Origin of the sequence: Pedobacter frigiditerrae, from assembly GCF_032678705.1 — a bacterium.
GTDB classification, from domain to species: Bacteria; Bacteroidota; Bacteroidia; order Sphingobacteriales; family Sphingobacteriaceae; genus Pedobacter; species Pedobacter frigiditerrae_A.
Window position 1 is genome coordinate 1061058 of record NZ_JAVTSS010000002.1, and the last position, 13842, is coordinate 1074899.

General features: G+C 35.7%; 8 protein-coding genes and 2 tRNA genes. 2 read left to right on the top strand and 8 right to left on the bottom strand.

The genetic code is table 11. The features are described 5' to 3' along the window. Window positions 1-10: 10 nt before the first annotated feature. The 5 genes from R2Q59_RS15325 to R2Q59_RS15345 all read right to left on the bottom strand — a co-directional run bounded on the left by R2Q59_RS15325 (window position 11) and on the right by R2Q59_RS15345 (window position 4899). Window positions 11-2161: a lipopolysaccharide biosynthesis protein gene (locus R2Q59_RS15325; protein ID WP_316786108.1), complete on the bottom strand. Its 2151-nt coding sequence runs from the start codon at window positions 2159-2161 to the stop codon at window positions 11-13. A gap of 5 nt (window positions 2162-2166) precedes the next feature. Next, window positions 2167-2844, bottom strand: a complete 678-nt coding sequence (locus tag R2Q59_RS15330; protein WP_316786109.1) for a TolC family protein — start codon at window positions 2842-2844, stop codon at window positions 2167-2169. 11 nt (window positions 2845-2855) lie between these two features. Then, window positions 2856-3932 (bottom strand): sugar transferase, encoded by a 1077-nt coding sequence (locus R2Q59_RS15335; protein WP_316770615.1) that lies wholly within the window; start codon window positions 3930-3932, stop codon window positions 2856-2858. After that, window positions 3932-4327 carry a response regulator gene (locus R2Q59_RS15340; protein ID WP_316770617.1) on the bottom strand — a complete coding sequence of 132 codons (396 nt, stop codon included), beginning with the start codon at window positions 4325-4327 and terminating at the stop codon, window positions 3932-3934. The genes R2Q59_RS15335 and R2Q59_RS15340 overlap by 1 nt, the downstream gene beginning before the upstream one ends. Before the next feature lie 95 nt (window positions 4328-4422). Further along, the gene (locus R2Q59_RS15345) at window positions 4423-4899 is read right to left on the bottom strand and encodes an Lrp/AsnC ligand binding domain-containing protein (protein WP_131551829.1); all 477 of its coding nucleotides are present in this window, start codon (window positions 4897-4899) and stop codon (window positions 4423-4425) included. Between the two features lie 188 nt (window positions 4900-5087). Between R2Q59_RS15345 and R2Q59_RS15350 the strand changes: the two genes are divergently transcribed. Next, window positions 5088-5197 (top strand) — tRNA-Asp (locus R2Q59_RS15350). 83 nt (window positions 5198-5280) lie between these two features. Further along, window positions 5281-5424, top strand: a tRNA-Asp gene (locus R2Q59_RS15355). A 500-nt stretch (window positions 5425-5924) separates the two neighbouring features. Here the strand turns inward: R2Q59_RS15355 and R2Q59_RS15360 are convergent. The 3 genes from R2Q59_RS15360 to R2Q59_RS15370 all read right to left on the bottom strand — a co-directional run bounded on the left by R2Q59_RS15360 (window position 5925) and on the right by R2Q59_RS15370 (window position 13657). Next, window positions 5925-7247 carry an amidohydrolase family protein gene (locus R2Q59_RS15360; protein ID WP_316786110.1) on the bottom strand — a complete coding sequence of 441 codons (1323 nt, stop codon included), beginning with the start codon at window positions 7245-7247 and terminating at the stop codon, window positions 5925-5927. Beyond that, window positions 7240-10284: an amidohydrolase family protein gene (locus R2Q59_RS15365; RefSeq protein ID WP_316786111.1), complete on the bottom strand. Its 3045-nt coding sequence runs from the start codon at window positions 10282-10284 to the stop codon at window positions 7240-7242. The genes R2Q59_RS15360 and R2Q59_RS15365 overlap by 8 nt, the downstream gene beginning before the upstream one ends. Window positions 10285-10459: 175 nt before the next feature. Next, a complete protein-coding gene (locus R2Q59_RS15370; RefSeq protein WP_316786112.1) occupies window positions 10460-13657 on the bottom strand; it encodes a TonB-dependent receptor in 3198 nt (1065 codons plus the stop codon). Window positions 13658-13842: the final 185 nt, after the last annotated feature.

Sequence of the window (13842 nt, forward strand, 5' to 3'; positions counted from 1 at the left end):
GGCTTGCTTATTATTGTTTAACACCATTTATTAGCCAACCAGCAAACTTATCATCGTCGTTTAAAGCGTTTACGTATTCTTTATCCTTATCACTTACAGAGTTGCCTGCCATAAAAGTGGCCAAATATTTATCTGCAAACAAAATCCATTCATTAACATCAGATATTTCATTTAACGCATCTAGCTGGATAATGATCAAGTCGAATTTGCTCTTAAGTGTTTCAAAAACTTGCGCAATACTCGCTTTATCTTTGTTCTCAAGTAACGATTGACCTTCCAATTCTCTGTTTAAGAAAGTAATATGACTTCCTTTTTTAAGCGGTGAACCATTTAATATAGATGTAAATGATTGGTCTGTAGGTATTTTTAACCTTTCAAGGTCGGCTACAATCTCTTGGTCTCCAATTACTAAAACTTTTTTTCCTAGTGATGCGAACGCGTATGCTAAGCTTACAATTGAAAATGTATTAAATTTTTCAGGATCTAGTTTTGTGATACCCAAAACTTTTAGGCTTTCTGGACCCAGCAATTTGTTAATGTCAAAACGTAGGGAACGTAACAGATTCTTATATAAAATATGATCTTTTTGATTGTATGCGTTTTTCCAGATTAAATCAATGTCCCTTTCCTTAGACCTAATATAGTTTAATTCTCCAACTATGGTTTGATTGGTTAGCGCTTTTAATTGCTTCTGATTGTTAATCGAATTATCCAAAGCATGAATAACAAACAATACACAAAAGCAAATTGCAAAACTTGCGATACCACTTAATGCCATATATAAGGCCTTTTTTGAAGCCTCTGGTGTACTTGGAACTCCCTCTTCTGCTAACTGCAAGCGTAATCCTATATTTTTATCGAGGTTGGTTTGATTATAACGATTTAAAATTTCTAGATATTCTTTAGTCGCCACATCAGCGTTGCGTTCAAGGTCCTGAACACCAGCATCAAAAGGAACCATTCCGTTAAACTTTGCATTTAGCTTTGCCAACTCTCTATCCATATCCTCAATGCCTGCACCTGTTTTGTCTAAATCAACGCTAATGGCAATACGTCGTTGAATTAAATTTTGCTTTGCAACCATCGGATCGCTTACATAGTTATCATTTGCCCTGGCCAATTGATCAGTAAGCAGTTGTCGCAATGAATCTACTTTCCTTTTGTCGGCTGCGTTGTAGCCTCCATCAAGGTATGTGTTTTCAGCTGCTTGAACCTTGCTCTTTAAATTAACAATAGATTGATTGTCTACAGATACATCGGCACCCAAATACCTTTCTTTATACCTGCTATTTAAATTGTAGTTTACATTTTTTAATGCGGCAAGTAGGGCCTCCTTCTCAACTAGTGCAAGGTTTTTCCTATTCTCAATATCTATGATTTGCTGGTAAACAATTTGCGATTGCTTATCAAGATTTAGAATGCCATTTTGAATTTTATAGTCTTTTAACTCCTTAATCTTTTCATTCATTATAGCTTCCCTTTTTTGTAAAAGAGAATCCAATACTTGTATTGATGAATTTTTGTTGCTAATTAAGTCTAGGCTGTAATTATTGATAAAGTCAGTTGAAAGGGTGTTAACTACAAAAACAGAAAGCAAGGTGTTTTGTGATGTAAATTCGACGGTAATAAAATCGCTGTTTTGCTCATGGCTAATGCCTAACTTTTTACTCAATGTTGGTGCGTCATAACCCATCGACTTAACAAGATTATAGAATTTAACTCTATAATTATCAAACGGAGTTAACACTTGTTTTTTTTCTAGCCTTTCTTCGAATGCTATTATCGCTTCTTGCCTTTGAGTATCATTTAAGGCCATAACATCGTTACTTAAGGGCTTAAATGGCTTTGTTGGGTTTTTAAGATCGTGTAATATTAAACGATAAGAAAGAATACTCATGTTTTTGGGCATCGTCATGATGTCCATTATATTCGTAAACTGTTGATTAATTTTGATTAAAAGATCTGGGCCCGAGTAAGAAGGTACATCAGGGGCAACCTGTCTAGATGGATCTAGTAAACCAGTAGATAGTTTAGCTTGCGATTTATATTCTTTAGGGAGATTTTTAACAAAGAAAAAAGTTACTATAAGCGTAGTTACAGGAATGGCAATAATAAGCCACCTATATTTAGAAATCAGATTTAAAAATTCTTTAATATTCATAACGCTTATTTCACATTCTCTAACTTTTCACCAATCAACGCTTCTAATGAATCTTTCGCTTTTAGCAAATTAAGTTCTGCAAGCAACCTTTCAGAATTAGAGTAAGAAGTTATAGATTTAGCCTTTGTGTAGTCATCTAAGGTAACTTCACCCTTTTCAAATTTAAATTTAAGCCCATCACTTGCGGCTTTATTATCTGTATAGGCCTGAGCTTTTACCTTAAGGTCTGATGATTGACGTAAATACTCATAATACGTTTGTTTTACTTCAGATTCTAGGAGAATATCATATTCCTTAGCCTGATAAATTTTTTCATTATGCTCTTCCTTCGCTTGTCTAACATAGGCAGGTGTACGAAACAAGATGCCTAAATTGAAATAAATTCCAAGTTGAACGCCATTTATAGAATACGGGTTGGTTGTGTTAATTATTGCTGAATTATCTGGCCTGTAATAATAAGAGGCCGTAAATGCATCAAGATATGTTGCTTTGGCGACTCCAACTTTTGCTTTTGCACTAAGTTCACTAGCTTTGTACATCTTCCTTTTTGGGTAGTTCTGCTTCGCTAAATCAACATACTTTTGCAATAAGGGATAGTTAATGTTGCCAATAAAACTTTCCTGAGCATCTGCGACATTTAAGGAAAGAAAAAGGACCACAGAAAATATAGCAGCTCTCATCATTTGTTTAAGTATTAAACTTTTTCTTTTTGAAAAAGTGCAGGGATAGTCATAAAAATAATCTTTAAATCTAACCAAATGGTGAAGTTTTTGGTGTAAAAATTATCAAACTTTTTCCTTTCCCTATCAGACATGTCCTTTTTTCCTCGTTTAGTAATTTGCCATAGACCTGTTATGCCTGCGGGGCCTAAAAAACGTGTCGACCACTCGTCTGTAGTTAGTTGTTCTGCCTCATAAAGAGGTAAAGGTCTATTGCCAACAATAGACATGTTTCCTAGAAGGACATTAAAAAGTTGAGGAAGTTCATCTAGGCTAGAGTTTCTTAAAAAACTACCAAGTTTAGTTACTCTTGGATCATTTTGTATTTTAAAGAAAGCAGAATCTCCATATTGATTATCCTTTTTCAGATTCTCAATCTCTTTGTCGGCATTTGCTCTCATCGATCTAAATTTGTAAAAATCAAATATCTGATAACCTGAACCTACTCGTTTGCTTGCATAGAATACAGAACCTTTTGAATCTAATTTTATTAAAATTGCTACGATTAAAAATAGAGGGCTTAAAAAGACTAATGCAGTTATTGATAAAGTAAGATCAAATATGCGCTTTGATAGAGGGATTTTATATTGTTCTAAAGGCTCGTTAGGTAAGTTCTTTAATTTTGAATGTAGTATTTTGTATGTATATAAAAACTGCAATCTTAATTTCACATCACTAAAGACAAAATCAGGGCTATAGCAATCACTAACGCGTAGGTCAAAAGCTTTTTTGGTAACAGACGCGTCTTTTTCAGTTAACAGAAAAATAATAACAATGTTCCTGCTTAACCAGTTTTGTTTCAGTTGTTCAACTAAATTAAAGGCATCATTGGTAGCGGTTGGCGTTACCTCTAACAAAATGCTTACATCAAGCTCGTAAACAGTCAACTTATTTACAACCTCAAATATTTCAGCATAGCTATTTGCCTTTCTTAAATTTCCCCCGTTTAATCCAAAAGTTTCGGTGATATCATTTTCGTATTCATTTGCATAATAAATAATGTTAAATCTAGATTGATTGGCACTAAATATTGAAGTGTCTGTGTTTTCCATTATTCAAAAAATGATTTAATACTCTCTTTAAGTTTTCCTGGATTAAAAGGCTTCTGCACTAGTAAATCATAATTGTAAGGAAGTTTAGTTTTTAGGTCCTCGATAGAGTAATTGCCTGTTAATAAAATAATAGGAATTTCTCTGTAGTAACCACTAGTTTTAATACTCCTTACAAAATCAAGCCCGTTTACATAAGGCATTTCAAGGTCTGATATGATAAGATCAGGCATATTTCCATCATCCATCCAGCTGATGGCCTCTAAACCATTATTTTTTACTTCTAATTGATAATTTTCCTTTAAGATAAATTCTAAAAGCTTAAGCACGGTAACTTCATCATCAATCAGTAATATTGATTTTTTGTTAGTATGCTGCGTATTAGTTGTTTTTGGCATCTGTTTGGGGAAGATTGTATCATGAAATCACTAGATGCTTAAAAGTAAATAAAAAATTTAATTTTTGCCTTAAACTTAAAATTTTTATTTTGAAGTTACAGTAATTCTATCTGCCTCTTGATACTCTCCTCTAACGAAATCAATGTTTCAGTACGTTGAATTCCTTTAACTGCTTGTATCTCTTCATTTAATACATGGCGTAAATGATCCGTATCTCTACAAGTAATTTTAGCGAACATACTATAAGAACCTGTGGTATAATGTAATTCTACCACTTCCTTTATTTTGCTTAATTGCTCAACAGCATCCTTATATAAAGAACCCTTCTCTAAATAAATTCCTAAAAAGGCGGTAATGTCATAACCAGCTTTTTTAGGGTCTATTATTAAATGTGAGCCTTTGATAATGCCCATGTCAGCCAATTTTTTCATCCTAACGTGTACAGTACCGCCAGAAATGATAAGCTCTTTTGCAATTTCTGTATAAGGCTTGGTCGCATCTTGCATCAACTGTGTTAGGATCTGAATATCGAGGTTGTCAATTTCTAAATTTTGCGTTTCTTTTTTGAGCATAATTTTCTAAAATTTTATTGTTATTGCGAATATATTACAATATTCATAAAAATAAAATTAAATGTTTAAAATATTTGCAACATATTTGATAATTGTCTTATGTTTGTATCAAGCAATTCGGTTAGCAGTTGCCGGTTAGCAGTTTTAAACTGCAAATTGAAAATTGCAAACTGATAACTTAAATATTCTGTAGGGTGGTGAAATTGGCAGACACACCTCCTTGTCTCGGTGGTAGAGAAGATGGGAAATCCGGTAACGGTACAACCACTCTATGAAGGTTCGACTCCTTCCCCTACAGCAATTAGTCCGAAGTCTAAAGTCGGCAGTCCGAAGTCAAATCGACTCACGACTATCGACTAAGAACTCAAGACTTTTTAACAATGTTGGGTGGTGAAATTGGCAGACACACCTCCTTGTCTCGGTGGTGGGGATCATGGGACAAACGCAATTTATGGGTTGACCACAAATTAATTTTGAATTGCAGCTAACTACCCCTTGAAGGTTCGACTCCTTCCCCAACAGCCAGTTTTATAAATAATAAGTTAGTTAAGGAGAGTGGCCTTGGATAGGGTTACTCTTTTTTTGTTTAACGGAATTGTCATTCAGAACGCAGAATCTCTCTTTTTAAGATTCTTATTCAGCCACCAGTGTAATAGCTATGCCTAGTCGATTATTTGAAAAGCAGTGATACCATTTCATAGCTCAGGTTCGGTCCCGCTATTCGTTTCAACAAAATGAAGAATTTTGTTTTCACTGCTATCGGGTTTATTTTACGAAGGTTTCTGCTACTATGAACGGTTTCCCTGCACAATCTTCTGTTCAATAGCCCCGGTTGGAGCGGCATCTCCCGATTTTACATCGGGAATATAGCGAAATACGGGACTTCCATTAATTATTGCACTGCAATTGCGCTTCTAATATTTAAAAAATTTTAACCCATTAAAAAGCCGCAGATTTTTAATGTTCCTTCGACTACGCTCAGGCTGACAAAAAAATCTGCGGCTTATATTTTTACCAAAAAACGGTTATTTTATCCCGTATTTGTCACTAAACTTTTTATCCAATTGTTTGTGCAAATTATCTAGGTTAATATCTCTTCCTTGGATAAATGCTTGTTCAACTTTATTTGTAACCATATCTAAAGCATCACCAGCAGAGATAATGAAAGTAGCATCCTTTCCAATAGCTAAACTACCAACAGTTTTATCTACACCTAAAGCAACTGCAGCATTTAGCGTAATGGTTTTAAGTGCATCTTCTTTGCTCATTCCCCAAGCAGAAGCTGTTCCTGCCATAAAAGGTAAATTACGTTGTTGCCAGAAACCATCGATACTAATTACCACATTTACACCTGCCTTGCTTAACACAGCCACGTTTTTGTAGGGCATATTTACATCATCATCAGCATTGTTTGGTAAAGCGTGAGGTTGTTTAACAATTACCGTTACATTGTTGGTTTTTAAGAAATCGGTTAACAAATAAGCATCATCACCACCAACTATTACTGGGGTAATGCCAAATTTCTTTGCAAAATTAACAGCACCAACAATCTCTTTCTGACCATCTGCTGTAATAAACAATTTCTGAGCACCATTAAACAAGCCTTTCATTGCTGCCAAACGAGTATTGGTAACGGTTGGGGTTGTTTCTGTATATGATTTAGCCTCTGTAAAGAATTTATTTAATTCTGCAATTACAGCATTGATACGTTCGTTAGGGTCAACCGCTGGACCAGCTGCTGCACCAAATCTACCGCCTCCGCCACCACCAAAACCTCTGCCTCTTGGAGCAACTGGCCAGGTCATGTGCATTGCATCGTCTTTTTTAATTGCCGCATCTTCCCAATTCCACGCATCCAATTGTACAACAGATGAACTGCCAGAAATTGTTCCTCCTGCAGGCGTAATTTGAGCCATTAAGATACCATTGCTACGTAAGGTTGCAGGTACTTTCGAATCAGTATTATAAGCTATTAGAGCACGAATGTGAGCATTGTTTTCTCCAAGCTCCGAATCGTCTTTTGTGGCTTTAACAGACTCTATTTCTAATAAACCCAAATTGGTAATTGGCGAAATAAAACCAGGATAAATATGTTTACCATTTGCCGTAATTACTTTAGCATCAGTTAAAGCAAGTTTAACTACTGTGGCATCACCAATACCTGTGATTTTACCTTTCTCGAAAGTGATATATCCATTATCTATTACCTTTCCATCTCCGGTGTGAATGGTAGCACCCATCACAATTACTTTTTGAGATTGAGGTTTAGCAGGAGAAATATTTGCTTGTCCGTAGGTTAAACTTACCGATGCAAATAAAGCGATGGCTGTACTTAAATACTTATTCATGATTGTGTTCTCCTTCCGTTTGATTTACTTCTGCCCAATAATCTTCTTCAAATTCGCAGTGGTAAAGTCTAGGTGCTCTTTCGCCCATTGGACGTTGAGTACGGGCACCAGCACTTTTACTCTCTAATAATTTTTGAATGATACGAGCTTTTTCTGCTTTTTGAGCAACCTGAACTTGTGCATCACGGTCCATATCCCAATAGGCAACACCATCTACGAAAGTTTTTTCCGCTCTTGCGTAAATAGAAAGTGGATTAGCTGACCAAATTACAACATCAGCATCCTTACCAGCTTTTAAACTTCCAACTTTGTTGTCGATGTGCAACATTTTAGCAGGATTTAAAGTAACCAATTTCAAAGCATCTTCTTCTGGAACACCGCCGTACAATACAGATTTACCAGCTTCTTGATTTAAGTGACGTGCCATCTCAGCATCATCAGAGTTAAATGCAGTGGTAATACCTACGTTGTGCATGATTTTTCCGTTGTATGGGATAGCTTCTTGAACCTCCATTTTGTAAGCCCACCAATCTGAGAATGTTGATGCTGCAATACCGTGTGCTTTCATTTTATCAGCTACTTTATAACCTTCTAGAATGTGAGTGAAAGTATTGATTTTGAAGCCTAAGCTATCTGCAACATGAATTAGCATGTTGATTTCACTTTGTACGTAAGAGTGACAAGTGATGAAACGTTTGTTGTTTAAGATTTCAACTAATGCATCTAATTCTAAATCTCTACGAACGTTATTGCCTTTTACCGATAATGCTTTTTCGTAGTCTTTTGCACGACTAAATGCATCAACAAATGTTTGCTCTACACCCATACGAGTAGCAGGGAAACGTTGATTGTTTTGAGAAGAACTTTGTTTAACGTTCTCTCCCAATGCAAACTTGATAAATCCATCAGCGCCAGCAAATTTTAATTCCTCTGGCAATTTACCCCAACGTAATTTAATTAGTTGAGATTGGCCCCCAATAGGATTTGCCGAACCATGTAGAATTTGAGAAGTAGTAACACCACCAGCCAACTGGCGATAGATATTTACATCTTCTGAAGTTAAGATATCTCCAATTCTAACTTCTGCAGAAACTGATTGTGCACCTTCATTGATACCACCTGTTCCAGCAATATGAGAGTGCTCATCAATTATACCAGCGGTGATATGTTTGCCAGTTGCATCTATTACTTTAGCAGAACCACCTGACAAATTTTTACCAACAGCCTTAATTTTTCCACCTTCTAAAAGTACATCAGCATTTTGTAGAATGCCTTCTTTTTCATTTGTCCAAACCGTTGCGTTTTTCAGTAAAACTGATTCTTGGGCAGGTAGTTTATCTGTTCCGAAAGCAATGAAAGGGAAAACCAATGGACCAATTTTAGCAGGTGTTTTAACAGGCTCATCGCGTTTTGGCATTTCTTTAGCAGCTTCCTTAAAAGTTCCACTCCAATGGCCAGCAGCAACTGAATTTACAATTACATCGCCACTAAAAGCAACAGGACTTGCACTAGTTAAAAAACCGCTTAAACGAACATCGCCTACTGGATTTTTCTTTAAATTAAAAGTGATAGTAACCCAGTCGCCATTACGAGTAAAAGTTGCATTAGTTTTAACACTGTCTGCACCCAAACGCTCAATTGCAGCCATTGGTGTAGCAGCTGTACCTGTAACTCTTAATACGGTAGAACCAATTCCATCGATATTTAAGTTATAGGTTCCACGTAAATCAGTTACATCCATTTTGCTAACCACAAAGCGTTTACCTTGTACCCAGTTTTCGTAAATGATGTTTCCTGTTTTAAAAATATTGTCTGATGTAATTAAGAAGTTAGCTAACTTACCTTTTTCAATTGAGCCAACTTTATCGCTAATACCTAACATTGCTGCAGGTATTTCTGTAACCGCCATTAAAGCTTGTTTTTCTGTTAAACCAGCTGTGATAGCTTGTTGAACACTTGCCCAAAATGCATTCGGTGCATCTAAACCGTAAGTTGTTAAAGCGAATTTAACACCAGCTTTTTCTAAAACACCAGGATTTGTAGGTGCTAATTCCCAACCTTTTAATTGAGCCAAACTTAAGTTTCTAGCTTCGGTAGGGTCTTCAACATCAAATGCTTTAGGGAAATTGATAGGGATGATTAAAGTTGCGCCAGTTGCTTTTACAGCATCAATTCTTTGGTATTCATCGCCAGTAGATTTGATGATGAAAGTTTTACCAAATTCTTTTGCAATTTTATCAACACGTAAAATATTTTGCCAACCATCTGCCTCAAAAATTTGAGGTAAAGTTTGCTGTTTGTTAAACTGTTCTAAAGAGATATTGTATTCTTCCTTTTGGTTTTTATACCAAGAAGCATCTAAATAAGTTTGGCGTAACAACGCGATAGAACCCATTAGCGAAGAAGGATAATCGTTGCTAGAAGTACCTCTGTTAAATGAATAGTTTGCTGCGGTTTGGTCGTTAAGCATGGCATCATTTTCTTTACCATCAATTAAAGTAACGGCAGCAGAAGTACCACGAGCAATACCATCTCTGTTAATTGCATTTACACTACCAAATCCAGCTTTGCGTAAATCATCAGCTTTTTTAGCATCTATTGTAAAAATACTTCTTACTTCAGTTTCTGGGCGAATACTCTCGTTCCATCCGTATGCACCTTTTTTTGTAGAAGTGAAAATAGATTGTCTACCTCCAAAACCTCCAAAACCACCTGCTGCAGTAGCACGTTGTGTTTCTGGAATTCCGTAAGAAGTAAATGCATCAATTAATGAAGGATAAATATATTTTCCTTTTAAATCAATTACCACGTAACCTTTAGGAATAGAGGTTCCTGTTCCCACAGATTGAATGATTTTGTCTTTAATTAGCAACACGCCGTTGCTAATAGTTTGATTGGCGTTGACTACAATGTTTGCGTTTGTAAAAGCATACAGTCCCTGTCTAATGTCATAAGAGCCATTTACGGGATAAGTTTGTTGAGCAAACAAAAATGCAGTAGAAAACACCAACGCTAGCGTTAGTAAAATTTTCTTCATAATGTTTTAGTTGTTAAGTCCTTAAATCTATTGATAAATAAAGATTTAAATAAATTCTATCCTTTATTTTACAACATTTTTTAGAAAATTCTTGTTAAAACATCTTTTCTGCTGTTTTTAAACAAAAAAAGCTACCCATTTTTAAGTGGATAGCTTTTTTTAATAGTGTTAAGGTCTAAAATCCGTAACGGAAACCCAACTGGAACTGATATGGATTGCCAGATGGGTTTACAACACCAGAATTATTTACCCGGTAATTGAAAACTTTGTTTGTAGTATCAAAATTTGGAACAGCTGGAGTGCTACCTGCAGCAGGAATACCTAAGGCATATAACGCTTGCGAACCTAGAGTTTCATTAACTCCCCATTTCTTTTTAATTAAGTTACCTACGTTAAAAATATCTCCAGAAATCTCAATGTTATGAGTTTTGTACAATTTAATTTTTTTGCTAATTCTTAAATCCACAATTCCGAAGAACTTGTTTATACCACCATTTCGCTCTGCAATTTTACCTTCATTTGCAAGTATATAATCTTTTAAGCTCTGGCTTGCTAATGGATTGTCTAATAATGTTTGCAAACCTGTTCTAACATTTGCTGGAACGTTAGGGTTATTTCTATCAAAAATATAAGCTAAATCGTTAGTGGTTACAAAATCTCCGTTGTTGTTGGCACCAGATAACAAACTATATCTCGTACCACCAATTCCAGAGTAACGAACACCCATAGTTACCCCATAAAATGTAGGCAATGTTCCATAAATTACCACTTTATGGCGAAAATGATTATCAGAATAAGACATGGTACTTAAATTTCTCGGGTCGTCTTTTACTGGAAGAGAAAGTGTTGCAGAGTTTGCTACGTTACCATTAAATGAAGTATTATCTTTAGTGTCATTTAAAGTGTAGCTGGCAGAAATCTGTCCATCTTTAAAGTATTGCCACGAAGCATCAATTACCACAGCAAACTGATTTACCTTGCCTTTGCTGTTTAATTCTAATACACGGCCAAACTGATTAGTTAAACGACCTGTTTTCCAATCTGAAGTTCCATTTGATGGAATTGAAGGAACGAATACGCCTCTATTTCCTTCGTTAGATAAATTAAAAAACGGGTTGGCAACCATATTTCTATCCACATACATGTAGTTATGACGACCTAAAGTTGCATAACCTGTAATTCCAATTTTCAATTTATCAGTGAGTAATTTGGTATAGGATAAATTTGCTTTATAAACCACAGGAATTTGAGCGTCTTCAGCATAAGTATTAATGGTAGGCACTTGAAAAGCTGTAAGAGAAGGAGCCGAAACCGTTCCGTTTCTATATCCAACAAAGTTTGGTGTTGGCACATCAACGCCAAAAACGTCAACTGTTGCTAAATGTTTACCATCAAAAGTAAGGTTGTTAATAGTCACATAATTATTTACGTCAGAACCAAAAATACCTGCTCCTAAACGAATGAAATCAGTGTGTTTTTCATTGATATCCCAGTTTAACTGGATACGAGGTTGTAATAATAATTGAGAAAGCTCGTGGTCTGTTCTAACACCCAAAGCATCAAACAATGTTTGATTTAATGGAGATGTTGGATACTTGCTATAATCTAAACGTAAACCGCCTGTAAAATCAAGACCTAAGCCTAATTTAGTTTGCATTTGACCATATATTGCTGCATTCCAAATCCCCGCCGTTACCGTTGGATCTGAAACCAACGGCACCTCACGATAAAAACGGTTAGGAATTAAGTTGGTAAAGTTTTGAAGAGAAGTTTGAGCTGTTGCACCACTTCCGCTGTTTGTAAATTCAAAACGGCCATTGACTTCACTGCCATACAATGATGTTGCATCGGTGTACATTAAATCAGCACCAAAAGTAAACTTGAATTTATCTGTGTTATAGTAGAAATTATCTACTAATTGGAAAACATTGTTGGTAAAGCCTTCTTGTCCAAAGCGATGACCACCAATTTGAACCGAAGTAGATTTTGTAGTTCCATCAGTTAATACTGAAGTTAAGTTTCCAACAACTGCTCTTGGAATAGAGATACCCAGTTGGTCGCCTTGTGTACTTGCCTGATAAGTGTATAAATGTTGAACTTTCAACTCGTTGGTTATTTTGCTATTAACCGTTGTACGTAAAGTTGCCAATAAACTATTGTCTACGTTTTTATCGTTACCATAACTTTCAAAAAAGTTAATAGCGGTATTATCTGCTAATCCTAAAGGGTTTCTATCGTTGGTGTAATTATCGCGAATGGTTAGCAAATTTTTATCGTTAATCTGCCAATCTAAACGAGCAAACCCAGCATCTGAACCACGTTTTTTAGCGAACGAGCCAAATTGGTCTGAGTTTGCTACGCCATATTTACTTTGTGCAACTGCCTGAAAACTTTGCAATGTCGCGTTAGTGATGTTAAATCTTGCTTCATCAGCAGGGGTGTTAATGTCGGCAATAATTAACGGACGAGCATCTCTTTGATGGTCCCAAGCTATAAAATAATGTAACTTGTCTTTAATAATCGGGCCACCTAAAGTAAAGCCATATTGATAAGTAGAGAAATCATTATCACGTTTTACGCCTCTAATATCATACGGACTTGCCAACCAATCTGCACGGCCATAAGAAAAAGCACTACCACTAATTTGGTTAGTGCCAGATTTTGTAACAGCACTAATTGTACCACCACCAGCACGACCATAAGTTACATCATATTGGTTGGTTACTACTTTAAACTCTCTTACTGCTTCAATAGAAATTGAATATGGAGCGCCACTTCTGCTAGTTGTACTACCAGCTGATGTTGGATTTTTAGCATTCATGCCATCAATTGTATAATTGGTAGATGAACCTAACTGCCCAGAAATACCCCCGCCACGACTCAATGGAGATAAATCCATCAACGAAGAAAAATTACGACCGTTAACAGGTAATTGAGTAATTGCTTTAGCAGAAATTTCTGTAGAAGCACCAAATTGTTGCACTTTGTTTTTTAATCCATTGCCATTAATTTGTACAGCTTGTAAAGTTTGTGCTGTATTTTGCATAGCGATGTTTGCTTTCACTAAATCGCCTTGGTTAAGCATGTAACCAGACAAGGTTTGCTCACCCAAACCAATATAAGACACTTTAATAGTGTATGGGCCACCTAAGGGAAGTTCTTTAAAAGTGTAATCGCCTTTGGCATTGGTACTGGTTTTGGTTGTAAAACCAGTTGATTCATTTTTAACAACTACAGAAGCACCAGCGATTGGTTTTTTCTGCTCGTCTGTAATTACACCAGAAATTGATGCTTGTGTCGTTTGTGCGAAAGTTTTTGCGTTCCACAACAAACAAAGTATTAAAAAAGATAATAAGAGTAGTTTTCTCTTCATGATGATTGAATGATTAATTTTTCACAAAACTCTAATTCAAAAATTAAGTGATTTCCACTGTGTGGTTAAGAAATTGTAAAGACACTACTTTAAAGTGTATTTTTGGATTATCTTTATGTTAAGAAAGATTGCAAATTGCTTGAGAACCCGAAGAACAATCAAGAAAATTTCTAAATAAATTCTTC